Origin of the sequence: Parvibaculum sp. (genome assembly GCF_035325945.1) — a bacterium.
Taxonomy (GTDB): domain Bacteria; phylum Pseudomonadota; class Alphaproteobacteria; order Parvibaculales; family Parvibaculaceae; genus Parvibaculum.
In genome coordinates this window covers 39,754-63,355 of the sequence record NZ_DAOKYX010000002.1, presented here as the reverse complement: position 1 = coordinate 63,355, position 23,602 = coordinate 39,754, and the positions used below count along the sequence as shown (strand labels likewise).

The 23,602-nt window shown below is 63.8% G+C and carries 26 protein-coding genes; 9 read left to right on the top strand and 17 right to left on the bottom strand.

Translation table 11 applies throughout. The features are described from left to right. Positions 1-26: 26 nt before the first annotated feature. Positions 27-1,343, bottom strand: coding sequence for a serine hydroxymethyltransferase (gene glyA, locus PKA57_RS02355; RefSeq protein WP_324297324.1), 1,317 nt, complete (start codon positions 1,341-1,343; stop codon positions 27-29). Positions 1,344-1,822: 479 nt separating this feature from the next. Here glyA and PKA57_RS02350 point away from each other — a divergent pair, with 479 nt between their 5' ends. Next, entirely contained in the window at positions 1,823-2,275 is a 453-nt protein-coding gene (locus PKA57_RS02350; RefSeq protein ID WP_324297323.1) for a MucR family transcriptional regulator, read from the top strand. 6 nt (positions 2,276-2,281) lie between these two features. On the opposite strand, the gene PKA57_RS02345 is transcribed toward PKA57_RS02350, so the two are convergent. From PKA57_RS02345 to PKA57_RS02315, 7 genes are all read right to left on the bottom strand, one after another. Further along, positions 2,282-2,578 carry a hypothetical protein gene (locus PKA57_RS02345; RefSeq protein ID WP_324297322.1) on the bottom strand — a complete coding sequence of 99 codons (297 nt, stop codon included), beginning with the start codon at positions 2,576-2,578 and terminating at the stop codon, positions 2,282-2,284. After that, on the bottom strand, positions 2,568-3,779 hold the full coding sequence (gene hemA / locus PKA57_RS02340) for a 5-aminolevulinate synthase (RefSeq protein WP_324297321.1): 1,212 nt from the start codon (positions 3,777-3,779) through the stop codon (positions 2,568-2,570). Before hemA ends, PKA57_RS02345 begins: the two co-directional genes overlap by 11 nt. 162 nt (positions 3,780-3,941) lie before the next feature. Further along, the gene (locus PKA57_RS02335) at positions 3,942-4,727 is read right to left on the bottom strand and encodes a glycerophosphodiester phosphodiesterase (RefSeq protein WP_324297320.1); all 786 of its coding nucleotides are present in this window, start codon (positions 4,725-4,727) and stop codon (positions 3,942-3,944) included. A gap of 54 nt (positions 4,728-4,781) precedes the next feature. Continuing rightward, positions 4,782-5,996 (bottom strand): L,D-transpeptidase family protein, encoded by a 1,215-nt coding sequence (locus tag PKA57_RS02330; RefSeq protein WP_324297319.1) that lies wholly within the window; start codon positions 5,994-5,996, stop codon positions 4,782-4,784. A gap of 195 nt (positions 5,997-6,191) precedes the next feature. After that, positions 6,192-6,698 carry a winged helix DNA-binding protein gene (locus tag PKA57_RS02325; protein ID WP_324297439.1) on the bottom strand — a complete coding sequence of 169 codons (507 nt, stop codon included), beginning with the start codon at positions 6,696-6,698 and terminating at the stop codon, positions 6,192-6,194. A gap of 162 nt (positions 6,699-6,860) precedes the next feature. Continuing rightward, positions 6,861-7,901, bottom strand: a complete 1,041-nt coding sequence (locus PKA57_RS02320) for an enoyl-CoA hydratase/isomerase family protein (protein ID WP_324297318.1) — start codon at positions 7,899-7,901, stop codon at positions 6,861-6,863. A 2-nt stretch (positions 7,902-7,903) separates the two neighbouring features. Further along, positions 7,904-9,043, bottom strand: a complete 1,140-nt coding sequence (locus PKA57_RS02315) for an acyl-CoA dehydrogenase family protein (protein WP_324297317.1) — start codon at positions 9,041-9,043, stop codon at positions 7,904-7,906. Between the two features lie 154 nt (positions 9,044-9,197). Here PKA57_RS02315 and hemB point away from each other — a divergent pair, with 154 nt between their 5' ends. After that, complete coding sequence (hemB, locus tag PKA57_RS02310; RefSeq protein WP_324297316.1) at positions 9,198-10,208, top strand: porphobilinogen synthase; 1,011 nt, start codon at positions 9,198-9,200, stop codon at positions 10,206-10,208. Positions 10,209-10,214: 6 nt separating this feature from the next. Here hemB and PKA57_RS02305 read toward each other — a convergent pair whose 3' ends face one another. Both PKA57_RS02305 and PKA57_RS02300 read right to left on the bottom strand, forming a co-directional pair. Further along, positions 10,215-10,673 (bottom strand): helix-turn-helix domain-containing protein, encoded by a 459-nt coding sequence (locus PKA57_RS02305; protein WP_324297315.1) that lies wholly within the window; start codon positions 10,671-10,673, stop codon positions 10,215-10,217. 107 nt (positions 10,674-10,780) lie between these two features. Next, positions 10,781-11,923, bottom strand: coding sequence for a type III PLP-dependent enzyme (locus tag PKA57_RS02300; protein ID WP_324297314.1), 1,143 nt, complete (start codon positions 11,921-11,923; stop codon positions 10,781-10,783). 472 nt (positions 11,924-12,395) lie between these two features. On the opposite strand from PKA57_RS02300, the gene PKA57_RS02295 reads away from it, so the two are divergent. Further along, a complete protein-coding gene (locus PKA57_RS02295) occupies positions 12,396-12,557 on the top strand; it encodes a hypothetical protein (RefSeq protein ID WP_324297313.1) in 162 nt (53 codons plus the stop codon). A 60-nt stretch (positions 12,558-12,617) separates the two neighbouring features. Here PKA57_RS02295 and PKA57_RS02290 read toward each other — a convergent pair whose 3' ends face one another. The 5 genes from PKA57_RS02290 to PKA57_RS02270 form a co-directional block, all read right to left on the bottom strand. Next, positions 12,618-13,496, bottom strand: coding sequence for an NAD(P)-dependent oxidoreductase (locus PKA57_RS02290; RefSeq protein WP_324297312.1), 879 nt, complete (start codon positions 13,494-13,496; stop codon positions 12,618-12,620). A gap of 94 nt (positions 13,497-13,590) precedes the next feature. After that, positions 13,591-14,451 (bottom strand): hypothetical protein, encoded by an 861-nt coding sequence (locus tag PKA57_RS02285; RefSeq protein WP_324297311.1) that lies wholly within the window; start codon positions 14,449-14,451, stop codon positions 13,591-13,593. Then, a complete protein-coding gene (locus tag PKA57_RS02280) occupies positions 14,448-14,852 on the bottom strand; it encodes a biopolymer transporter ExbD (protein WP_324297310.1) in 405 nt (134 codons plus the stop codon). The genes PKA57_RS02285 and PKA57_RS02280 overlap by 4 nt, the downstream gene beginning before the upstream one ends. Continuing rightward, positions 14,849-15,256, bottom strand: a complete 408-nt coding sequence (locus PKA57_RS02275) for a biopolymer transporter ExbD (RefSeq protein ID WP_324297309.1) — start codon at positions 15,254-15,256, stop codon at positions 14,849-14,851. Before PKA57_RS02275 ends, PKA57_RS02280 begins: the two co-directional genes overlap by 4 nt. A 21-nt stretch (positions 15,257-15,277) precedes the next feature. Then, positions 15,278-16,036 (bottom strand): MotA/TolQ/ExbB proton channel family protein, encoded by a 759-nt coding sequence (locus PKA57_RS02270; protein WP_324297308.1) that lies wholly within the window; start codon positions 16,034-16,036, stop codon positions 15,278-15,280. Between the two features lie 188 nt (positions 16,037-16,224). Here PKA57_RS02270 and PKA57_RS02265 point away from each other — a divergent pair, with 188 nt between their 5' ends. Next, positions 16,225-16,749: a MarR family transcriptional regulator gene (locus PKA57_RS02265; RefSeq protein ID WP_324297307.1), complete on the top strand. Its 525-nt coding sequence runs from the start codon at positions 16,225-16,227 to the stop codon at positions 16,747-16,749. Here PKA57_RS02265 and PKA57_RS02260 read toward each other — a convergent pair. Next, entirely contained in the window at positions 16,746-17,237 is a 492-nt protein-coding gene (locus tag PKA57_RS02260) for a flavin reductase family protein (protein ID WP_324297306.1), read from the bottom strand. The genes PKA57_RS02265 and PKA57_RS02260 overlap by 4 nt on opposite strands. A 227-nt stretch (positions 17,238-17,464) precedes the next feature. Between PKA57_RS02260 and motA the strand changes: the two genes are divergently transcribed. The 5 genes from motA (at position 17,465) to PKA57_RS02235 (ending at position 21,233) form a co-directional block, all read left to right on the top strand. Then, on the top strand, positions 17,465-18,331 hold the full coding sequence (motA, locus tag PKA57_RS02255) for a flagellar motor stator protein MotA (RefSeq protein ID WP_324297305.1): 867 nt from the start codon (positions 17,465-17,467) through the stop codon (positions 18,329-18,331). 21 nt (positions 18,332-18,352) lie between these two features. Beyond that, positions 18,353-19,303, top strand: a complete 951-nt coding sequence (locus PKA57_RS02250; RefSeq protein ID WP_324297304.1) for a flagellar motor protein MotB — start codon at positions 18,353-18,355, stop codon at positions 19,301-19,303. Between the two features lie 88 nt (positions 19,304-19,391). Next, positions 19,392-19,898, top strand: coding sequence for an RDD family protein (locus PKA57_RS02245; protein ID WP_324297303.1), 507 nt, complete (start codon positions 19,392-19,394; stop codon positions 19,896-19,898). A gap of 82 nt (positions 19,899-19,980) precedes the next feature. After that, positions 19,981-20,718 carry an arginyltransferase gene (locus tag PKA57_RS02240; protein ID WP_324297302.1) on the top strand — a complete coding sequence of 246 codons (738 nt, stop codon included), beginning with the start codon at positions 19,981-19,983 and terminating at the stop codon, positions 20,716-20,718. Between the two features lie 23 nt (positions 20,719-20,741). Beyond that, positions 20,742-21,233 (top strand): BsuPI-related putative proteinase inhibitor, encoded by a 492-nt coding sequence (locus PKA57_RS02235; protein ID WP_324297301.1) that lies wholly within the window; start codon positions 20,742-20,744, stop codon positions 21,231-21,233. 118 nt (positions 21,234-21,351) lie between these two features. On the opposite strand, the gene parC is transcribed toward PKA57_RS02235, so the two are convergent. Beyond that, complete coding sequence (gene parC / locus PKA57_RS02230) at positions 21,352-23,601, bottom strand: DNA topoisomerase IV subunit A (protein ID WP_324297300.1); 2,250 nt, start codon at positions 23,599-23,601, stop codon at positions 21,352-21,354. Position 23,602 lies beyond the last annotated feature (1 nt).

The following is a 23,602-nucleotide window of genomic DNA, read 5'->3' as shown; positions in this document are numbered from 1 at the left end:
CCGTGGCCGACAGCCGCCCGCAAATCCTACTGCGGGCCGCCATAGATCGGGAACCGCTTGCAGAGGTCGATAACCCGTTCCTTCACGGACGCCTCGACGGCGGCGTTGCCCTCGTCGCCATTCTGGGCGAGCCCGGCCAGCACCTCCGTGATGAACTTGCCGACGAGCTGGAACTCCGCGACGCCGAAGCCGCGCGTCGTCCCCGCGGGCGTCCCGAGCCGCACGCCGGATGTGATCGTCGGCTTCTCGGGGTCGAACGGAATGCCGTTCTTGTTGCAGGTGATGTTGGCGCGTTCGAGAGCGGCTTCCGCAACCTTGCCCGTGAGCTTCTTGGGCCGCAGATCGACCAGCATGAGATGCGTGTCGGTGCCGCCCGAAACGATTGCAAAACCGGCCTCTGCGAGCGTCGCCGCAAGCGCGCGCGCATTCTCGACGACCGACTTCGCATAGAGCTTGAATTCGGGCCGCAGCGCCTCGCCGAAGGCGACCGCCTTGCCGGCGATCACATGCATGAGCGGGCCGCCCTGGATGCCCGGGAAGATGGCGGAGTTGATCTTCTTGCCGATCTCTTCGTTGTTGGAAAGGATCATGCCGCCGCGCGGTCCGCGCAGCGTCTTGTGCGTGGTCGTCGTCACGATGTCGGCGAAGGGCAGCGGGCTCGGATGCGCGCCGCCCGCCACGAGGCCGGCAAAATGCGCCATGTCGACCATCAGGAGCGCGCCGACCGAATCCGCGATCTCGCGGAACGCCTTGAAGTCGATGATGCGCGGATAGGCCGACCCGCCCGCGATGATGAGCTTGGGCTTGTGTTCGCGCGCGAGGCTCGCGACCTCGTCGAGATCGATCTGATGGTCCTGCTTGCGCACGCCGTACTGCACGGCGTTGAACCACTTGCCCGACTGGTTGGGCGCCGCGCCATGTGTGAGGTGACCGCCCGCTGCGAGGCTCATGCCGAGGATCGTGTCACCCGGCTTCAGAAGCGCCATCATCACGCCCTGATTGGCCTGCGAGCCGGAATTCGGCTGCACGTTCACATAGGCGCAGTTGAAGAGCCGCTTCGCCCGCTCGATCGCCAGTTCCTCGGCGATGTCCACGAATTCGCAGCCGCCATAGTAACGCTTGCCCGGATACCCTTCGGCGTACTTGTTCGTCATGATCGAGCCCTGCGCTTCGAGCACGGCGCGCGACACGATGTTTTCCGAAGCGATCAACTCGATCTCGGTCTGCTGCCGGCGAAGTTCCTTCTCGATCGCATGCAGGATCTCGGGATCGCTCTGGGCGAGGCCATCTGTGAAAAAGCCCGAGGCGGTGCCCCGTCCGGCCACTGCGCTGCTGGATGACATTGACTGAACCTTCTTCGACGGAATGAGACGAACTGCCGGATTGAATCCCGGTAGCCGGACTGGCGGCGCGCCGCCTCCGGCTCACCGTGGCGTGATACCACATATCGCGATTGGGAGCCAATGCACCACTATAAAACTTGACTTGAGTCCATCCGACCGCTTTTCAAGATTTAACGCAGCGTAAGGCTCAGAATTCCTCTCCCGGCGAGGCAGGCACCACGTATTTTCAGGCCGGCGAACGCGTCCCCTCAGGCCATCGCCAAGAGCTAATACCCGGCCCCTCATGTATTCGACCCCAAAAAAAGACTTCTGTGTCGCTGGAATGTGGTCTTCGGGCCGAAAGAAAACACAAAGGCAAGATAAACGCCGACTGCACAGCTTGATCCCCACAGACTTAACGCGCTAGATAAGTATCCATATTCTAGGCACAGAGATTCGTTTAGCGGCGATTGCCGTGCGGCAAAAAGGTGTTATCGGCAATGAGCGATACCAAGAACAAGACTGATGGCACAATGCCAGGACTACTTCGCCTGGCCAGCGATATCGTTTCCGCCTATGTGAGTAAAAATGCCGTAGCGGCCACGGATCTGCCCGGGATGATCCGGACTGTCCACGGCACGCTTGCCGAGCTCGAGCGCAGCGGGGACAGCGCCGCTGCCGCCCAGGAACTGACCCCGGCCGTGCCGATCAAGAAGTCGGTAACGCCCGATCACATCATCTGTCTGGAAGACGGCAAGAAACTGAAAATGCTCAAGCGCTATCTGCGCTCGCAGTTCGGTTTGTCGCCGGAGGAATATCGCGCCCGCTGGGGGCTGCCCGTCGACTATCCGATGGTTGCGCCCAACTATGCCGCGCAGCGCTCCCGCCTCGCCAAGCAGATCGGGCTCGGCCGCACCAGCCCCAGCACGCAGCGCGGCCGTCGCAAGAAATAATCATTCTCAAACGAGGATGCCACCGCCCGTCCCGCCATCCTTGGGCGGCTCTATCCGGCGTGGCGGCTGCCCTTCGGCGTCCCGCCCCAGCCGATAACGCAGTTTTTGCAGGGCGATGCGCTCCAGCTCGTTCTGGGATGCCGTCGCGGGGCCGACCACGGAAACCTCCGTTCCCGTCGCAACATCGACCGCCGTCACCTTCACGCTGCCGCCGATCGGCGAGAATTCAAAGATGACCTCGCGGCGGCCGCCTGCCCCGGAGGCGGCCGATGGCGGATTGCCGCTGTCGCCGTTACGCGGCACGCCTTATGTTCCGCTGCGTCCAGACGGAATCGAGAGCCTTCACCAGATCTCTCATCATCTCGTCCGTGTGAACCGGGCAAGGCGTGAAACGCAGACGCTCCGTGCCGCGCGGCACGGTGGGGTAGTTGATGGGCTGCACATAGATGCCGTGATCCTGAAGCAGATCGTCGCTTACCTGCTTGCAGACGACAGGGTCGCCGACCATCACGGGCACGATATGGCTCTCGCACATCATCACCGGAAGGCCCGCATCGGCCATCATGCGCCGCAGCGTGCGGGCGCGTTCCTGATGCAGCTCCCTTTCGACATTGCTCGCCTTCAGGTGACGGACAGCGGCGAGCACGCCCGCGACGAGAACCGGCGCCAGCGAGGTCGAGAAGATGAAACCCGGCGCATAGGAGCGCACGACGTCGATCAGCGTCGCCGAACCGGCGATATAGCCGCCCATGACGCCGAAGCCCTTGGCGAGCGTTCCTTCGATGATATCGACCTTGTCGAGCACGCCGTCCCGCTCGGCGATGCCGCCGCCGCGAGGTCCGTAAAGCCCGACGGCATGAACCTCGTCGAGATAGGTCAGCGCGCCATATTGACGTGCCAGGTCGCAGATCTCGCCGATGGGCGAAATATCGCCATCCATCGAATAGACGGACTCGAAGGCGACGATCTTCGGCTGTTCCGGGTCGAGTTCCTTCAGCAGCTGCTCGAGATGCACGAGATCATTGTGCTTCCACAAGCGCTTCGGTCCGCCGCCCCGCCTGATCCCCTCGATCATCGAGGCGTGGTTCATCTCGTCCGAGATGATGACGCAATTGCCGAAGAGCCGCGCGAGCGTGGACAGCGTCGCATCATTCGCCGCATAGCCCGATGTGAAAAGAAGCGCCGCTTCCTTCTGGTGCAGATCGGCAAGCTCGTGCTCGAGTTCGACGTGATAGCGCGTGGTGCCGGAAATATTGCGCGTGCCCCCTGCCCCTGCGCCAACCTCGTCGATGGCGCGGTGCATGGCCGCGAGAACGTCCGGATGCTGGCCCATGCCGAGATAGTCGTTCGAGCACCAGACGATGATCTCGCGCGTGCCTTCCGGCGTGTGAAACGTGGCGCGTGGAAAATCGCCGCGATGTCGCAGAATGTCCACGAAGACCCTGTATCGGCCTTCATCCTTCACGGACCGCAGCGCATCACTGAGCTTCGACTGATAATCCATGGCCGCGTTCCCATTCAGCATTGGTGGTGGTGCCATGCCGGGCGGCGCGCTCCGCAGCTCCTTGCGGCATCACAAGTTTCAATTAACACACAATAGCCGCAGGCGGCAGAGCTTTGTTACCGCGAATTGTCGCATTAAATTCATGCACATGCATCAGGGTTATTAGGAACTCCAGAGCCCTCTTTGCATGAGAACGGCCTTCAGGACCGCCGGCTGGTCGGTCATGAGCCCGTCGACCCCGACGTCGATGAGGCGGTTCATTTCTGCCGGATCGTCGATGGTCCAGACATGGACTTGCAGCCCCGCCTCATGGGCGCGCCCGATCAGCGCCCGGTCGATGAGCCTTATCCCGTATTGCGAAACGGGTATCTGCGCGCAGCCCTCGACGAAGCCGCCGCAGAGCCCGCCCATGGGCCCGAGCCAGCTCGACAGGCGAAGCCGCGTCGTACCCGCCGGACCGAGCCCGGTGCAAAGACGTGGCCCCAGCGCCTCGCGCATGGCGGCCGTGCGCGGCCCCGAAAAGGAAGTGACGCAGACGCGATCGATCGCCCCCGAGGAACGCAGAACCCGGATGAGCGGCCCCACCGCATTGTCGCGCTTCGGGTCGATGTTGATCCTGATTTCCGGCCAGGCGAGAAGCAGCTCCTCGAGCCTCGGGATCGGCTCCCGGCCGGCGACGCGCGCCTTCCGCACCTCCTCGAAATCCATCTCCGCGATCATGCCCGTGCGATCGGTCACCCGGTCGAGATGATCGTCATGGAAGGCGAGCAGCACCCCGTCGCGTGTCGCATGAACATCCGTCTCGAGATAGCGGTAGCCGAGATCGACCGCCCCCTGAAAGGCAGGCATGGTATTCTCAGGCCAGTCATTCGCCCCGCCGCGATGGGCAAATGCCAATATGCCCTCATGTTCGAGATACGGAAATCTGGCCGGACGCGGTGACGGCATGGTGTCGCTCTCCCCCTTTTCGCTCAGGCACAATTCCGGAAAGTCTAATCGAATTCAGCGGCCGGGAAAGGCGGCCGAGAGCTTGCCGTCGCGGCCATAGACATCGTCGCGGAAACTGACCGTGCCATCCTCGCCTACCCAGGCGGTGAGATAGATCATGTAGATCGGCATGGGCCGGGCGAGAGGCACGTCCGTGTGCTCACCATCGGCGATGGCCCTGTCGATACGCGCTCGCGTCCAGCCCGCATCGCGAAGGAGCCAGGACGCGAGGTCGCGAATATCCTCCACCCGCACGCAGCCCGAGCTGAAGCTCCTGTCGTTGCGGCTGAAAAGCGTCCTCACCGGCGTATCGTGCAGATAGACGGCATAGGGGTTCGGAAAATTGATCCGCACCGTTCCGAGCGAATTGTACTTGCTCGGATCCTGGCGCAGCCGGTATTTAGCAACGACGCCGGGGTCGCGCCAGTCGACGGTTGCCGCATCGACCTCGCTTCCGTCTCCGCGCAGCACGCGAATGCCCATGCGGTCGAGGAAGCCCGGATTCGACCTGATCTTCGGCAGAAGGTCCTTCATCGCGATCGACTGCGGCACGTTCCAATAGGGATTGAGCGTGACGGAACCGATGCGGCTCGTATGTTCCGGTGTCTGACGATCTTCCTTGCCGACGATCACGCGCTTGCGGAGCGAAACCCTGCCCCCCTCCACCGCCTCGACCTGCTGGCCGGCAATGTTCACGAACACATAGCGAGACGGAAGTTCCTGCGCGGCGTTGCCGATCCGCCGCATGTTGATTTCAAGCTGGTGGATGCGCGTTCCAACCGGCACGTTGAGCGCCGCGATGGTCGCGCGCCCGACCGTGCCGTCCGCCCGCATGCCGAGCCGCGTCTGAAATTTTCGGACGCCATCGGCCACAGCCTGATCGAAAAGCTGCGCATCGCCGCCTGCCGTTTGCGCCATGTCCCCGGTCGCGGCAAGGCGCGCGCGGAGCAGCGCCACGCGCGGATCGCGAACGCCCTTTTCGAGAAGCTCGCCTTCGGGAATGCGCGGCCAGCCGCCGCGCGCCTCGATGCGCCTGTAGCGCGCGATGGCTTCGCCGAAACGCGAAAGCCCGTCCGCGCCGAGCGTTGGCACGGCCGAGCTTGCGGCGGGCGCCACCTCGCTATCGGACTGGAGCGACCAGGGGTCGATCCATTGCGTATCGCGGGGGGCGGCGCGGGACGAGGCATGAGCAGGCCATGCCAGCCCGCAGGCGATCACAGCCTGAAGCAACAGCCCCGCAACACGAAGTCCGTTCGATTTCGCCAAAATACGCCCCAACCCGGCACGGCCCGATCAGAATTAACCCTGTCTCCGGCGCTTCGTCCGGCTTCGGGACAGGTTAACGCCTGATCTCTACCAGACTGCAATAAGCATGCAGTCCGCGCGCAGGACAGGACGGGTGCGGTATGGAAGGGGCCTTGGGGCTCAGAGGCGATAGCGGATCTGGTCGGTCCAGAAGCGCTCGAGCTTGTTCAGCGTCGCATTGATGAGCTTCAGCTCCTCGATGCTGATGTCGCCGACCTCGGCGATGGAGCGGCAATGCTTGTTGTAAAGCTCGTCGATCGCCCGGCAGATGTCGTGGCCCTTTTCCGTGAGGCGCACCCTGACCGAGCGGCGATCAAGCCGCGAACGCTGATGGCTGATATAGCCGGCCTCGACGAGCTTCTTGAGATTGTAGGAGACGTTCGAGCCGAGATAGTGGCCGCGCGTGCGAAGTTCGCCTGCGGTCATTTCCGCATCGCCGATATTGAAGAGCAGCAGCGCCTGAACGCTGTTGATCTCCGAGCAGTTGAGGCGGTCGAGTTCGTCCTTGATCACGTCGAGAAGCCGGCGATGCAGACGCTCGACATAGGTCAGCGCTTCCAGATATGACGGCTTAGCTGCTGCCTGGTCGTCCCGGGCAACCACAACATTAGCCTGCGTCGTCATCATAGACATGATCTAGCCTCTCAACTTCAGCGAACACCGGCTGGAGTCGCTCCTGGACTCCCACCGCATGAGAGAATAGCCGCATGTGCCTAACGACTGCTTAAACCCGATACAAATTGAAGCTTTGTCACCCGGAAGGAGACACGGCGTTCAATTTTCCTTAACTCAGACGAACGTCAGCTCATCGTCGCCCAGCGATGCGAAATAGGCATCGACGGCCTCCGCGCCGACCTCGCCGAGCGCGGCCGGCTTCCAGACCGGCGTCTGGTCCTTGTCGATGATGATCGCCCGCACGCCCTCATAGAAGTCGTGCCCCCGCATGAAGCGATTGGTCAGCCGGAACTCGAGCTTCATGCACTCCTCGAAGGAGAGCTTCGCGCCTTCGCGGATCTGGCGATAGGTGACGAGGAGGCTCGTCGGCGATTTCGTCGCGAGCGTCGAGCGCACCTTCGCCGCCCACTCGCCGCCATCGGCCTCGAGCGAGGCGACGATCCCGGCGACCGAGCCTCGCGCAAAATGCCGGTCGATCGCTTCGCGTTGCCTGGCCAGAGACGGCTCGCCCGGATCGCCCGCAAGTTCCTTCAGCACCTCGTCGATCGTCTCGCCGGCCGCAAGACGCTCCTTCAGCGCACCGAGCCGGTCGCTCGGAACGAAGACATCGGCAATCCCGGCATAAATCGCATCCGCCGCCTTGAGCCGCTCGCCCGTGAGCGCGAGGAACATGCCGACCTCGCCGGGGCAGCGCGGCAGGAACCACGTTCCGCCGACATCGGGAAAAAGCCCGATCCCCGTCTCGGGCATGGCGAAGGTCAGCCGCTCCGTCGCGACGCGCACCGAGCCGTGAACGGACAGGCCGACGCCGCCGCCCATATCGATGCCGTCCATCAGCGACACGAAGGGTTTCGGATAGCGCTTGATGAAGGTGTTGAGGCGATATTCCTCCGCATAGAAACGGATTACATGCGGGTCGCCCGCCTTGCCCCAGTCATGCAGCGCCCGTATGTCGCCACCGGCGCAAAAGGCGCGGTCGCCCGCGCCCTCGATGATGACGAGCCCGATTTCGGGATCGGCGGCCCAGGCGGTGAGCTGCGGATGGATGAGCCGCACCATGCCGAGCGTCAGCGCGTTGAGCGCCTTGGGACGATTGAGGGTAATGATCCCCGCGCGGCCCTCGCGCGAGAACAGGACTTCGGCTTCTTCGCTCATGCTCAACTCTTCAGCAACTCGCGCGCGATGATGACGCGCATGATCTCGTTCGTGCCTTCCAGAATCTGGTGCACGCGCACATCGCGCAGATGCCGCTCCAGCGGGAAATCGTTGAGATAACCGTAGCCGCCGTGAATCTGCAGCGCCTCGTTCACCACCTTGAAGCTCACATCCGTGGCATAGCGCTTCGCCATGGCGGCATGCATGGTCGCATCCGGCGCTTTCTCATCGACCTTGGTGGCCGCCTGCAAGAGCAGAAGCCGCGCGGCCTCGAACTCCGTCGCCATGTCCGCAAGCTTGAACTGAAGCGCCTGAAAGGCCGAAAGCGGCTTTCCGAATTGCTGGCGCTCGCCGAGATAGGCTTTGGCGCGCGAGAAGGCCGCCTTCGCCGTGCCGAGCGCGCAGGCGCCGATATTGAGCCGCCCGCCATCGAGGCCCATCATCGCGATCTTGAAGCCTTCGCCTTCCTTGCCGATGAGGTTGGCGACCGGCACGCGGCAATCCTCGAAGATCACCTGCGCGGTGGGTTGCGAGTTCCAGCCCATCTTCCGCTCCGGCGCGCCGAAGGAGAGCCCCGGCGTTCCCTTCTCGACGATGAGGCAGGAAATGCCCTTCGCGCCCGCCTCGCCCGTCCGCACCATGCAGACATAGAGGTCCGACACTCCGCCGCCCGAAATGAAAGCCTTGGAGCCGTTGAGCACATAGTAATCGCCGTCTTTCACCGCCCGCGTGCGGAGCGAGGCGGCGTCCGAGCCCGACGACGGCTCGGTCAGGCAATAGCTCGCGATGAGTTCCATCGTCGTCAGCTTCGGCAGGAAGCGATGGCGCTGAAGCTCGGTCCCGAATGTGTCGATCATCCACGACGCCATGTTGTGGATCGACAGGAAGGCCGCCGTGGACGTGCACCCTTCCGACAGCGCCTCGAAGACGAGCGCCGCATCGAGCCTTGTGAGCCCTGATCCGCCGACATCTTCCTTCACATAAATGCCCGCGAGACCGAGCGCCGCCGCCTTGCGCAGCGTCTCCACCGGAAAGAAATGCGTCCGGTCCCATTCGGCGGCATGGGGCGCCAGTTCCTCGGCGGCGAATGTCCGCGCCATCTCCTGAAACGCCCGCTGGTCCTCGCTAAGCCCGAACTGCATCGCAATCTCCCTCCTGCGGCCCTGCGCCTCCGGCCGTGATAATGACGCCCCTACCCCCTGTCAACGCGGGCAAGGCTAACGCAGCGGAAAGGAGAGCATCCGCCCGGCGCAACGTCACATTGCGCCGGCTGGCCGCAGGCGTTATGAGTGGCGCATGACAAACGAGCCACGCCCCACGCCCGCCTTTCCCGCCATCCGCATGCGCCGCAATCGCAAGGCCGACTGGTCGCGCAGGCTCATCGCCGAAAATTCCCTTTCGCCGAACGATCTCATCTGGCCGCTCTTTCTCATCGAGGGCAAGGGCAAGCGCGAGGCCATTCCCTCCATGCCCGGCGTCGAGCGGCTTTCGGTCGACGAGGCCGTGCGCGCCGCGGGAGAGGCCGTGTCGCTCGACATTCCCGTCATCGCCCTTTTCCCGCATACGCCGATGGAGAAGCGCGACCCCCTCGGCTCTCTCGCAACCGATCCGGATAATCTCGTCTGCCAGGCGACGCGCGCGATCAAGAAGGAGTTTCCCGGCCTCGGCGTCCTCTGCGACGCGGCGCTCGATCCCTTTACCAGCCACGGCCATGACGGCGTGATGGAAGGCGAGCGCATCCTCAATGACGAGACGGTCGAAATCCTCATTCGCCAGTCGCTGCTTCAGGTCGAGGCAGGCTGCGACATCATCGCGCCATCCGACATGATGGACGGCCGGGTGGGCGCCATACGCGCCGCGCTGGAGGAAGCAGGCCACAAGGACACGCAGATCATGTCCTATGCGGCCAAATACGCTTCCGCCTTCTATGGCCCCTTCCGCGACGCCATCGGCTCGTCCGGCGCGCTCAAGGGCGACAAGCGCACCTATCAGATGGATCCGGCGAATGGCGACGAGGCGCTCCGCGAAGTCGCGCTCGACATCGCCGAGGGCGCCGACATGGTGATGGTGAAGCCGGGCCTTCCCTATCTCGACGTGCTCTACCGGGTGAAGCAGGCCTTCGGCCTGCCGACCTTCGCCTATCAGGTCTCCGGCGAATACGCGATGCTTGCAGGCGCCATCGGAAATGGCTGGCTCGACCGCGACCGCGTCATCCTCGAAAGCCTGCTGAGCTTCAAGCGCGCCGGTGCCGACGGCATTCTCACCTATTTCGCGCCCGCGGCCGCGCGGCTCCTGAAGGGGCTTTGAGCCCCGCTACTCCGCAAGCCCCGCGAGCCTGAGCGACGCCATGCCGTGCAGCGTGGTGAGCCCGCCTGCCTCTTCCGTCAATTCCGCGACGTGCTCGACCTCTTCCCTGCGCCGCGCCGCCGCCTTCCTGTCGGCGAGCGGACCGAACATCAGCGCATAGCGGCCGGGAAAATCGCCCGCAAAGGCGAGATAGGCGTCGCGCACGCCGCGCGCCGAGCCCGCATGTTCGAGATCGGTGATCAACATCTCGTAGCCTTCAAGCGCCACTGCCCCCAACAGCTCGTCGAGATTGGCGAAATGACGATAGGGCGCAGCCTCGGAGACGCCTGCCCTCCGCGCCGCTTCCCGCAGCGTGAGCGCGTCGCGCCCGCGTATGTCGATCAGCGTCGCCGCCGCATCCATAAGCGCGCGCTTCAGATCGCCGTGATGGTAATGCGTCTTCTGTCCACGAAGCCTTGCCCTCATGGCGTTCCTTCTTTGTCCGCGCGAACCCATGTTATCATCGTTAACATGAAAATCAACAGAGCGCAGTAGAACACTCCGTGAACTGAGGATGTATTCCGGGAAAAATTTCAGGTGTCGTTCAGCCCCGCGACCTCGACGACCGTATCGGTGAAAAATCCGTTGAAGGCGGTCTGCATCCCGATCGAGTAGGCGCCCATGCGGCGGAACTCGATCCAGTCGCCCTCCTCGATCCCATCCGGCAACTCGAACTGGACCTTGAACACGTCGAGACTGTCGCAGGTGGGACCGAAGATGCGGAAGGTCCGCGTCGCGCCCGAAACGGACGCGCATTTTCCACCGGCAAGGCGGAGCGCCCGCAGCGGTGGCTTCTGGCCGCCAAGCTGGATTTCGGCAAGGCAGCCATAGACGCCATCATTGATATAGAGATCGCCATCCTTGCGAAGCTGAACCTGCGCAAGCACCGAGCAGCCATCGGCGCTGAGCGCGCGTCCGGGCTCGGCGAAGAGCGGCATGGAAAGCCCCAGCTCATCCCTCGCTCTTATGATGACGTCGAAGAAAGCTGTGATGGGCGGCACCGGCGTGCCGTATTCCACAGGGAAGCCGCCGCCAATATCGAGATACTCGACCGGCACGCCTGCCTCGCGGATGATCGCCGCCGCATCGATCATGGCAAGCCTGTAGGCGTCCGGATCGGGACACTGGCTGCCGACATGGAAGGCCACCGCCGTACGCGTGCCGCGCCGGTTCGCCTCCTTGAGCAGCGCCACCGCATCGCGGTGCCTCGCGCCGAATTTCGAGGAGAGATCATAGACCGCCCTGCCATGCTCCGTGGCGATCCGCACCTCGACCGTTATGTCCGTGCCCACGACTTCGCAGAGCTTGTCGAGTTCGGCCATGTGATCGACGACATAGTCCGCGAGCCCATAGACATCGGACGCGGATTCGAGCGCGCCCCTGCTCTTCACCGGATGGTTGAAATAGCAATGTGCATCGGCAAAGAGTTCGTTGATCTTCGCGATCTCGGGCAACGAGGCCGTATCGAAATGCCGGATGCCCGCCTCGTGAAGCGCGCGCAGCACATGCGGGTCCGGATTGCATTTGACGGCATAGAGCACCGTGCCCGGAAAACCGGAAAGGAAGGCACGCGCGCGATCCTTGAGAATCCCCGGGAAGACCATGAACACCGGATAGGAGGGGTTCAGCCGCTCGATCACCTCGGCGACGGAAGAGAAGCGGGCTTCTTTGACCACAAGCTTCACCATGCCAGACACGACGTCGCTGCAACGCTCCGTCGGATTTCACCCATAGTCTGACAGTGCGGCAGGGCATCGGGCAAGTTCATCGGCGAGGGATACATACCTCCCCGTTCTCCATTGCTTTCCCCGCTGACCTCCCTCTTTTCATAACGGGCCGGGCAGACGGTCTTTTCTTTACAATCACAAAGGTATCAATCTGTGAACAAGGCATGGCTATTGGCTTCGGCATCGATCGTGGCGATGGTGAGCTGCATCGGAATCGCGAGTGCAAGCACTGAAGATCAGACACCCGCATCCGGCTATTTCATCTCGCTGACGGGCTCCTACCTCGTCGATGCAATGCCGAAGGACTGGCAGCTGTTCGGACCGGCCGTGCCCCATGAAACCGCCCGAACCGCGCCCGGCGACGGCTGGCTCGGCCAGGCACTGGCCGGCTATCGCTGGAGCGACCGGGACGCAAGCCTCGGTGAACGTTGTCGGGAATACGAAGCTCGTTCTCGGCTATCAGTTCCAGTACTGGTCGTCGGTCAATGTCGCCATCACGGATAACAACGGCTACGGCATGAATGTCGGCAAGTCCGACTATTTCATCCACGGACCCTTCCTCACTCTGGCGGCAAACTTCTGAGAAGATCGGCCCCTGAAAGGCGAAGAAAAACCCGGGCGTGGAGACGCGCCCGGGTTTACTTCACGTTCCGGCGCCTCGCTGCAAGCGCGCGATGAGGCTCGACGTGTCCCAGCGCCCCCCGCCCATGGCCTGCACTTCGGAATAGAACTGGTCCACCAGCGCCGTCACCGGCAGATGCGCGCCATTCGCCCTCGCCTCGTCGAGGCAGATGCCGAGATCCTTCCGCATCCAGTCGACGGCGAATCCATGATCGAAAGCGCCATCGATCATGGTCCTGTAGCGATTTTCCATCTGCCAGGATTGCGCCGCGCCTTTGGAAATCACGTCGATGACCGCCGCCGCGTCGAGCCCGGCCTTTTTCGCGAATTCGAGCCCCTCGGCCAGCGCCTGCACCAGCCCCGCGATGCAAATCTGGTTCACCATCTTGGTGAGCTGGCCCGAGCCCGCAGGCCCCATCAGCCGCACGGCGCGGGCATAGACGCCGATCACCGGCTCCGCCACGCGATAGGCCGCCTCCTCGCCGCCTGCCATCACCGTGAGAATGCCCTTCTCCGCTCCCGCCTGCCCGCCGGAAACGGGCGCATCGACGAAGCCGAGCCCACGCTCCCGCGCTGCCGCGTCGAGTTCCCGCGCGAGAGAGGCGGACGCCGTGGTGTGATCGACGAAAACGGCGCTGCGTTCCATGCTGGCGAAGGCGCCGCCCGAACCAAGCGTCACCTCGCGCACATCGGCGTCGTTCCCGACACAGGCGAAGACGATCTCCGCGCCCTGCGCCGCGCCGCCCGGCGTCGGCGCCGAGCGTCCGCCATATTCGCGGACCCACGCCTCGGCCTTTGCCGATGTGCGATTATAGACGGTGACTTCATGCCCCGCCTTCTTGAGATGCCCGGCCATCGGAAAGCCCATGACACCGAGCCCGAGAAACGCCACTCTCGCCATCGTCGCCTCGCCTGTCCCTGAATTGCTGTGGAGACGATTTTCTAGCAGGGTGGCGCCAGCGTGTAAAATCGGCGCATGTCGCTCCGCAGTCTGATTATTTGACGTTGCCCTCGCCCGCGATGCGGCCCGTCTTGCAGAGTTGAGAGGATTCGAGGTTGCAGCGCGCGTAATAGAGGCGCACGGTCGGGCCATCGACGGTGATGTTGTAGCAGTCCTTGGTGCCGTAATTGATGATGCTCGACTGGTGGCACCAGCGATTGCCCTCGATCCACCAGCGCCCCGTGCCGGTGGCGCTTCTCGTCGATGAATATTGCGAGTGATAGGTCTGGTAGAAATAGCGCGTGAGGGTGACTTCCGATGTGCCATCGGGGTTGAGGGCGATCACAGTGTTGATGAGCCTGTTACCGCCTTCGACGTCGATGCGGCCCATTTCGAGATGGAAGGTGCGCCCGCCCATCCGCGAGGTGATCTCGCCGCCCGAGAGCAACGTCCCCTTGCGGTTGAGGATGGTTTCCTCCGCATCGCCGCCCGCGCCCTGACCTTGCCCGCCGGGAAGGCCGCCGCCGGCCGCGCCTGCCTCTTCCGCGCTCGCCTCGGCTTGCTCTTCGGGCTCCGCCACGAGCGGCTTCGGCGCCTCGCCCTGCTTCTTGCGAACCACCGTTTCCGGTTTCGGCTCGGGTTTGGGTTTCGGCTTTTCGACGCGCTTCGGCCGCGGCGTTGGCTTCGCATGGCCGGATACCGGCGCGGCGAAACGATCATGCCCGCCGCCCGCCGCCAGACGGAACGTCACCGCGTCGCCGCCGCCCGGTCCCGGCCCGCCGAAAATACCGCCACTGACGAGGCCGAACAGGAAGAGCGCGAGATGAATCGCGATCGAAACCGCGATGAAGAGCCACAGACGCGGCGTCCGCACGGCCGGCTCATCGAACGAGGCGCTGTCGAGGGCCATGCTCACCGCGCGCGCTCCGTGAGAATGGTGACTTCCTTCACATCCGCGATCCGCAAAACCTCCATCAGCGTAAGCAGCGCATCGGCGGGCGCCGCCTCATCGACCTTCACGGCGACGCGGTCCGTTCCCGCGTCCCGGATGAAGTCCCTGACCATGAAGCCTGCCGCTTCCGGCGCGACGAATGTCTTGCCGAGCCACATGAAGCCGTCCTGCTCCATATAGATCATGGCGGGCTGGCGCTTGTTCTTGTCGTCGAGCGTGCCCACGGGCAGGTTCACCTTGACCGTTTCGGAAGGCCCCATCGTGCCTGCGAGCAGGAAGAAAATGAGCAGCAGGAAGACGACATTGATGAGCGGCACGATCGATTCATAGGGCCGGCGCGGCAGCGGTTCGTCGAACTCGATCATGGCGTGAAATTCTCCACCCGCGCGGTGCCGACATCCTTCGCCCCGCCAAGCCGCGCCGCCTCGATCGCGCTGACAAGCGCCTGTGTGCGCGCGCCGCGCTGCGCGAGGATCGAAACCGTCATGTCGCCCCGCCCGCCAATGGCGCTCCTGACAGCCTCATTGAGCCCCGCGGGCGCGACGGGTTTTTCCGCGACCCTGATCGCGCCATCGGCATAGAGCCAGATCTCGACGACATTCGCATCAAGCGGCGCGGCGCCGCTGCTCTGCGCGGGCGTCGAGACGGTGAGCGTCTGCGTCTGCAGGAACGTCACCGACAGCATGAAGAAGATCAGGAGCTGAAAAACGACGTCGATCAACGGTGTGAGGCTGAAAACGCGCCGTCGCCTGATGGGCTCGTCGAACATGAACGCTCGCCCCTTCCGGCGCTACTCGGCGGCTTTCGAGCGCACGCCGCTCTGGCGCGCATGAAGTCCGGCGATCACACGCGCGGACGCATCGCGCATGACGAGACGCACCTGATCGACCCGCCCCTCGAAGAGATTGAGCGCGGTCACGGCGGGAAGCGCGACGACGAGGCCGACGGCCGTCGTCAGCAGCGCCGTCCAGATGCCGCCGGAAAGCTGCGCCGGATCGACATTGCTGCCGCCCAGTTCGAGCTTCTGGAAGGCCTGGATCATGCCGATGACGGTGCCGAGCAGGCCGAGCAGCGGCGAGATGTTGCCGATGACTTCGAGCCAGCGGAAATAGCTTTGCAGCGCGCCGAGTTCGACCGCGCCGACGCGCTGGATCTCGGCGGCGACGTCCTCGTCGCGCAAGTCGCCGCGCACCTTGGCGCGAATGCCCGCCGCCATGGCGCGCGCAACCGGCGTGCGATGCTTGCCGAGCACCTTGAGCGCGCCTTCCGGATCGCCCGCCTCGATGCGCTCGACCGCGGGCTCGATGAAGCCGCGCCTCGAAAGGCCGGCGCTCCAGTATTGAAAGACCTTGAGGAGAATGATCGCCGCCGAAATGACCGAGAGGACCAGCAGCAGGGCGACGATGGGGCCGCCCTTGTCGATCAGGGGCCCAAGCGCATACCAGGGCTCTGCCGCGCCCGCCGCGGCAGCCTGCGCGATCGCATCGCCCGCCGTCTGCGCCGCACCGGCCGCATTGGCCACGGCCTGAACCGCCGAATCTTCTGCCATCTCCCGATTCTCCCCGAATGGCGTATACATTCCCGGCCGATGCGAATTTCAATGACCGCCGGGCGCCTTTTTAGTAAATCTTAGTTACGAAATCATCCGGGCTGGCAGGCGTCAAGTCGGCATTCGCGGCCAAATTTGAAGGAATGACACATCGTGTCGCCGCGTGTGCGTCGTCTGAGGGGGATCACATGGCGAAGGCGAAACAGGCAGGTGCAGCGAAGGCTGTCGAACGCGAAGCGCCCGACGAACGTTTCTCGCCGCAATATTTCCTGAACCTCATCACCGAAGTCGGCACGCTTCTCGCCACCGTCTATGACCGGCGCAGCGGCCTCACCCGCAACCAGACACGCATCATCACCGCGCTCCTCCAGCATGACGGGCGCACGCAGACGGAGCTTGCGAACGAGCTTCAGATACACAAGGTCTCGATCGGGATCTATGTGAGCGAACTTGAAGCGCTGGGGCTCGTCGAGCGGCGGTCGCATCCGCGCGACAAGCGCGCCAAATGCATCTACCTGACCGAACTCCTCCACGCCCACAAGCATCGCGGCATGGCGCATTACGCGGATATTCACAACGCCTCGATCGACGGCATCCGCGAAGCCGATTATCTGGCGATGCTGGAATGTCTGACGCTGATGCGCGCCAATCTGCTGTCGGTCGAGGAAGAGGACCGCCTGAGGGCGGCCGCCGGACAGGCCGGGCCGGTTTAGGGATTGCCCTCGGCAAGTCCCCTGTAGCTGCCGCGATGATAGAGCAGCGGCCGTCCGTCCTCGGAATATTCGAAGTGGAGCACGCGGCCGATCATGATGATGTGATCGCCCGCTTCATGCCGCGCCTCGACCTCGCATTCGAAATGGGCGAGCGCGTCTTCGAGCGCCGGGCAGCCATTGCTGGCACCGGGGCGCACGGGCAGGCCCGCTAGGCTGTGGTCGCCCTGACGCGCCAGGCGGGAGGACAGCTCCCTGTGGTCCTCGCGCAGGATATTGATCGTGAAAGCCTTGGCCGCATTGAAGACCGGCAGCGTGTCCGACTTCTTGTCCAGGCTCCAGAGCACGAGCGGCGGCTCGAGCGAGACCGACGCGAACGAGTTGATCGTGACCCCGATCGGCTCCTTGCCCTCGACCTGCGTGGTGACGACGGCCACGCCCGTGGTGAAGCAGCCAAGGGCGTTACGAAATTTACGGGTGTCGTGGGTCATGATGGATTTGCCGCTCCCTCTCAGCAGGCACCGCGGGGAGCGGCACTCGATTTCGTTTAAGCAAAGGGCTGGGACCCGCGCAACCTGCGAGCCGCGCAAATCCTGTGTTTTTTGTGCAAATCCGACATGTTAAACCGCCTGTTAAGAGGCGTCCGACCAGAATGGCCCCCACGGGATGGCCCGCGCTCCCGAATGTGGGGATTTCTGGAAGAAAGTAACGGACGCAAATGCGCCTGATCGTCGGCACTCTCGTGGTTTTGCTGAGCGTTTTCGGTGGCTATGCCGCCATGGGCGCCCATCTTGCCGTGCTGTTTCAGCCATTTGAGGCCCTGATCATCCTGGGATCGGCCGTCGGCGCCTATGTCATCGGCAATCCGCCCGCCGTGCTGAAGAAGATCGGCAGCACCTTCAAGACCCTCTTTCGCGGGCCCCGCTACGACAAGGCGGCCTATCTGGAACTTCTCGGCCTCCAGTTCACCCTCTTCAAGCTCGCCAAGAGCAAGGGCAACCTCGCCCTCGAGGCACATGTCGAGAACCCTTCCGAATCTTCAATTTTCCAGCAGTTCCCGAACTTCTCCGCCGATCACCACGCCGTCGAATTCATGTGCGACTACCTGCGCATGATCACCATGGGCACCGAAAACGCCCATGAACTCGAAGCGCTGATGGATGAAGAGCTGGAAACGCACCATCAGGAGCGCGAGCGGATCGTCGCCAGCATTCAGGCGCTCGCCGACGGCACGCCGGCCCTCGGCATCGTCGCCGCCGTGCTCGGCGTCATCAAGACCATGGGCTCGATCGACCAGCCGCCGGAAGTGCTGGGCCACCTCATCGGCGGCGCCCTTGTGGGAACCTTTCTCGGCGTCTTCTGCGCCTATGGCTTCTTCGGCCCCATGGCCCAGTCGCTGCGCAACATCTACGAAGCCGAGTCCAAATATTACCTGTCGATGAAGGCGGGCCTCCTTGCGCATATGGCCGGCTACGCGCCCGCCGTTTCGATCGAATTCGCCCGCAAGGCGCTCATGTCCGAGGTGCGCCCGACATTCGCGGAAGTGGAGCAATCCACCGCAAACCTTCAGCCCGCCGCAGCCTGACGTCGCAACGGAGGGTCGAGCATGGCCACGTCCAACGAACGCCCGATCATCCTCAAGAAGGTGAAGAAGGTCGTCCACGCCCATCACGGCGGCGCCTGGAAGATCGCCTATGCCGACTTCGTGACCGCCATGATGGCCTTCTTCCTGCTCATGTGGCTCATCAGCATGACGACGCCGGAGCAGAAGCAGGGACTGGCCGATTACTTCGCGCCGGCCAATGTCAGCCGCTCGACGAGCGGCTCGGGCGGCGTGATGGGAGGCACCGCCTTCGATTCGCAGGGCTCGCGCATGCCGGGGACCACGCCGCGCGTCGTCATGACGATCTCGACGCCGGCCGCGCCGAAGAGCCCGGAGACGAACGACCAGCGCACCGCGGCCGCCTCCAATGGCAATCGCGAATCGACAAACGCCGCGAAGGCGACGATGACATCGGCCGCGACGAACGCGACCGCCATCGGAGCCATTTCGCAGGACGATCAGAACTTCCGCAGCGCCGCTGAAAGCCTGCGACAGGCGATGCAGAACAGCCCCGAACTCGCCGAACTCTCGAAGAATGTCATCATCGACGAAACGCCCGAGGGGCTGCGCATCCAGATCGTCGATCAGGACGGCCGCTCCATGTTCCCCTCCGGCCGCGCCGAACCTTATGAGCGCACGCGCCACCTCATCGAGGCGGTGGCCAGGGTGCTGATGAAGCTGCCGAACCGCGTCAGCATTTCAGGGCACACGGATTCCGCGCCCCTCAGGGGCACGGCCGGATATACAAACTGGGAACTGACCGCCGACCGCGCCAACGCAGCCCGCCGCATCATCGGCTCGCTGGGGCTTCCGGACGACCGCATCTATCAGGTTGTCGGCAAGGCCGATTCCGAGCCGCTCTTCCCCGAGGACCCGCGCATGGCGGCGAACCGGCGCCTCTCCATCGTTCTGCTGCGCGAAGCGCCGCCGGTGCCGCCCGGCTTCAAACCCTGACAATCGGGCTTTCCCCGCTTGCGAAGCCTCTCGGCCCTTCCTATTTCACCAGACAGCGAGTGATTATTGGGAAGGATGAGGGAGCCCGATGAGCGAGGAAAACGGCCTGATCCGCAGCGGACCTGCGACGAGCGGCAGCAGCGCCTATTCCTGGCCGCAGGGCGCTTTTGACGGGGTCATTCTCAGCCGGGCGCTCGCCTATATCGCGGACCTGCTGATCCTTTCGGTCATCGGCCTTGCCGCAATGATCGTTTTCGTCATTCTCGGCATTCTCACTCTCGGCCTGCTCTGGCCGGGCGCCGCGCTCTGGCCGCTCATCTGTCTCGGTTATTTCGTTCTGACCCTTGGCGGGCCGCATTCGGCAACGCCCGGCATGCGCTGGCAGGGCATCGAACTGAGAACATGGGACGGATACCGGCCCGGCTACCTCCAGGCGGCGCTGCAAACGATCCTCTTCTACGTCACCGTGAGCGTGACCTGGGCGATTGTGCTCATCGTGCCATTCCTCAATGAGCGCAAGCGCGGCCTGCACGACATGCTCTGCGGCACGGTGGTCGTCCGCCGCCAGGGCGTAACTCAGGCCCAGCAAGCGTGAAGCCCGTGGGGCCACAGAAAGCTCGTCAGAAAGGCCCATCCGCCCTATCCTGTCACCGGTACCCTCGCATGGATGAGCACCAGTGACAGAGCATTTCGGCAACCGGTTTCCGCAGTTCTACATCACGGCGCCGCAGCCTTGCCCCTATCTGCCCGGGCGCTACGAAAAGAAGGTCTTTACCCACCTTCTCGGCGAAAACGCCGTCGCGCTCAACGACGTGCTGACGCAATCCGGCTTCCGGCGCAGCCAGAACATCGCCTATCGCCCGGCCTGCGACGGCTGTTCGGCCTGCGTCTCCGTCCGCATCCTCGTCGACGAGTTCGAGCCCAACAAGAGCTTCCGCCGCGTGCTTGCGCGCAACGAGGACGTGACGGGCACCGAAAAGCCCGCCCGCGCGACCGAAGAGCAATTCGCATTGCTGCGCAGCTATCTCGACGAGCGCCACGCCGAAGGCGGCATGGCCGATATGAGCGCGCTCGACTACGTGTCCATGATCGAGGACACGACGGTCATGACCTCGGTCTTCGAATACCGCGTTACATCGGGCGACGGGCGCGGCCGCCCGCTCATCGCCGCCGCCCTCACCGACCGGCTCGAGGACGGGCTCTCGATGGTCTACAGCTTCTTCGATTCCTCGCTCGCGGAGCGCAGCCTTGGCACCTTCATGGTGCTCGACCACATCAGGCGCGCGAGAGAGCTGCGCCTGCCCTATGTCTATCTCGGCTATTGGGTCGCGGATTGCCGGAAAATGGCCTACAAGACCCGCTTCCGCCCGCAGGAAGCACTGGGCGCGGACGGCTGGCAGCGCGTGCCTGCCTGAGCCCGCCCCACCGGAGATCCGCCATGGCCGCACTGAAACCGCCGAGCCCCGCGTCCGAACTCGGACAGCGCATGATCAACATGTCGGTCGCGATGATCGCGATTGTCGGCGTCATCGCCTATTTTCTCTATACGGGCGCGGTCGAGCCGGACGAGCCCGTGAAGCTGACCGTCAGCGCGGTCCAGCGCGACGCGGCGAGCGGCGAAAAGTCGATCCCGATGAATATCGACCTGCGCCTCGAGAACAACAGCAAGGAACGCATTGCGCTCACCGCGCCCAACCAATGCGAGATCTTCCGCTGGTTCCTGACCGACTCCAAAAACGAATTCGTGCAATCGCAATCCGACGAGGGCGCGTGCACGCAAGTCACCGTCTCGACCGCGCTCGACGCCCATCGGGCGATGAACGAATCCTTCCCCGTCGAACTCGATCCCAATCGCGTGCGCCCCGGCGAATACCGCATCTATGTGCGCTACTGGGGCCATGAGGCCAATGCGCCCGTGACCATACGCTGAGAGATCGCTGAACGATCCTTGCCTCAAAGGTCATGGCCCGGCTCGTCCGGGCCATCCACGTCTGCCCGAGGCGCGTCATGCCGGACCTGATCCGGCATCCGGGGCCGCTTGCGTGTTACTACGCCGCGCCGAACGCGCCGCCGAACTTCGGACCTGACGGGAAGCCCTTTGGCGGCAGGCGGCCCGCCTGAGCGCGCTTGCCGACCCAATCCTTGAGATCGGCGAACTGGCGCGCCCGCCCCGAACGGTCATAAACGGTGAGCCCGTCCTTGAGCCGGAAGCATTTGACGTCGTCGAGGCCGCCATCCTTGTAGCTCTGCAGTCGCACGCCCTTGCCACGCGTCATCTCGTTGACCTCGGCAATGGGGAAGAGAAGCAGCTTCCTGTTCTCGCCGATGACGGCCACATGATCGCCCTGCACCACCGCGCAGGCGACCGCCTCGTCGGCGCCCGAAACATTGAGCACCTGCTTGCCCGCGCGCCGCATCGCCACGACCTCGTCCTCCGGCACGATGAAGCCATTGCCCTCAAGCGAGGCGACGAGCAGCTTGCGTCCGGGCTCATGCACGAAGATCTGCACGATCTCGCGGCCCTCCTCCATGTCGATGAGCAGCCGCACGGGCTCGCCATGTCCGCGCCCGCCCGGCAGCTTGTCGGCGGCGAGCGTGTAGAAGCGGCCATCGGTCGCAAAAAGGATCAGCTTGTCGGTCGTCTCGGCGTGAAGCACGAAACGCTCGCCATCGCCTTCCTTGTATTTGATCTCGGCATCCGGCGCGAGATGGCCCTTCATCGAGCGAATCCAGCCCTTGGCCGAACAGACGATGGTGACGGGCTCGCGCTCGATCATTGCTTCCGGCGGCACGAACTCGATGGCGGGTGCATCCGCAAAGGTGGTGCGGCGGCGGCCAAGCTCGGTCTTTGGACCGTATTTCGCCTTCACCTCCCTGATTTCGTCGCCGACCTTCGCCCATTGCGCCTGCTCGGACTTGAGAAGCGCATTCAGCGATTTCTGCTCGGCGGTCAGCTCCTTGTGCTCGCCGCGGATTTCCATTTCCTCCAACTTGCGCAAGCTCCTGAGGCGCATGTTGAGGATCGCTTCCGCCTGATTGTCGGTGAGTTTGAAGACGCGCATCAGCTCGGCCTTCGGCTCATCCTCCTCGCGGATGATGCGGATCACCTCGTCGAGATTGAGATAGGCGATGAGGTAGCCGTCGAGAACCTCGAGCCGCTTGGCGATCTTCTGCAGGCGGAAGTTCGAGCGCCGGATGAGAACGACCTTGCGATGGTCGAGCCATGCCTGAAGCGCATCGCGCAGCGACATGACACCCGGCACCTGCTCGGCGGAAAGCACGTTCAGATTGAGCGGGAAACGGCTCTCCAGATCGCTTGCGCGGAAAAGCGACTCCATCAGATGCTCGGGATCGACGGTCTTGCTCTTCGGCACGAGAACGAGCCGGATCTCTTCGGCGGATTCGTCGCGCACATCGTCGAGCAGCGGCAGCTTCTTCGCCATCAGAAGCTCGGCAATCTTCTCGATGAGCTTCGACTTCTGCACCTGATAGGGAATTTCGGTGACGACGATCTGCCAGAGCCCGCGCGGCAGCTCCTCGCGCACCCAGCGCGCGCGAACACGGAAACCGCCGCGGCCGGTCGCATAGGCCTCCGCAATGGCCTCGCGGCTCTCAACGATAATGCCGCCGGTCGGGAAATCGGGACCTTGCACGAATTCGACGAGCTTGTCCGTCCGCGCGTTGGGGTGCTTGATGAGATGGAGCGCCGCGTCGCAAAGCTCGGCCGCATTGTGCGGCGGGATCGATGTCGCCATGCCGACCGCGATACCGGAAGCGCCATTCGCAAGCAGGTTCGGGAAGGCGCCGGGCAACACCACCGGCTCCCTGTCCTCGCCGTCATAAGTCTCGCGGAAATCGACGGTGTCGTCGTCCATCTCGTCGAGCAGGAGCGCCGCGACGTCGGTGAGCCGCGCTTCGGTGTAGCGCATCGCCGCCGCGTTATCGCCATCGACGTTGCCGAAATTTCCCTGACCGTCGACGAGCGGATAGCGCACGGAGAAATCCTGCGCGAGACGCACCAGCGCGTCATAGACGGATTGATCGCCATGCGGGTGATAGCGGCCGATGACATCGCCGACCACGCGCGCCGACTTCTTGAAGCCCGAGCCCGGATCGAGCTTGAGCTGACGCATCGCATAGAGGACACGGCGGTGGACCGGCTTCAGCCCGTCGCGCACATCGGGCAGCGCGCGATGCATGATGGTCGAGAGCGCATAGGCGAGATAGCGCTCTTCCAGCGCGTCGCGAAGCTTGATCTCATGCTCGGGCCCATGGGGCGGCGGGGCAAGTTTGGTCATA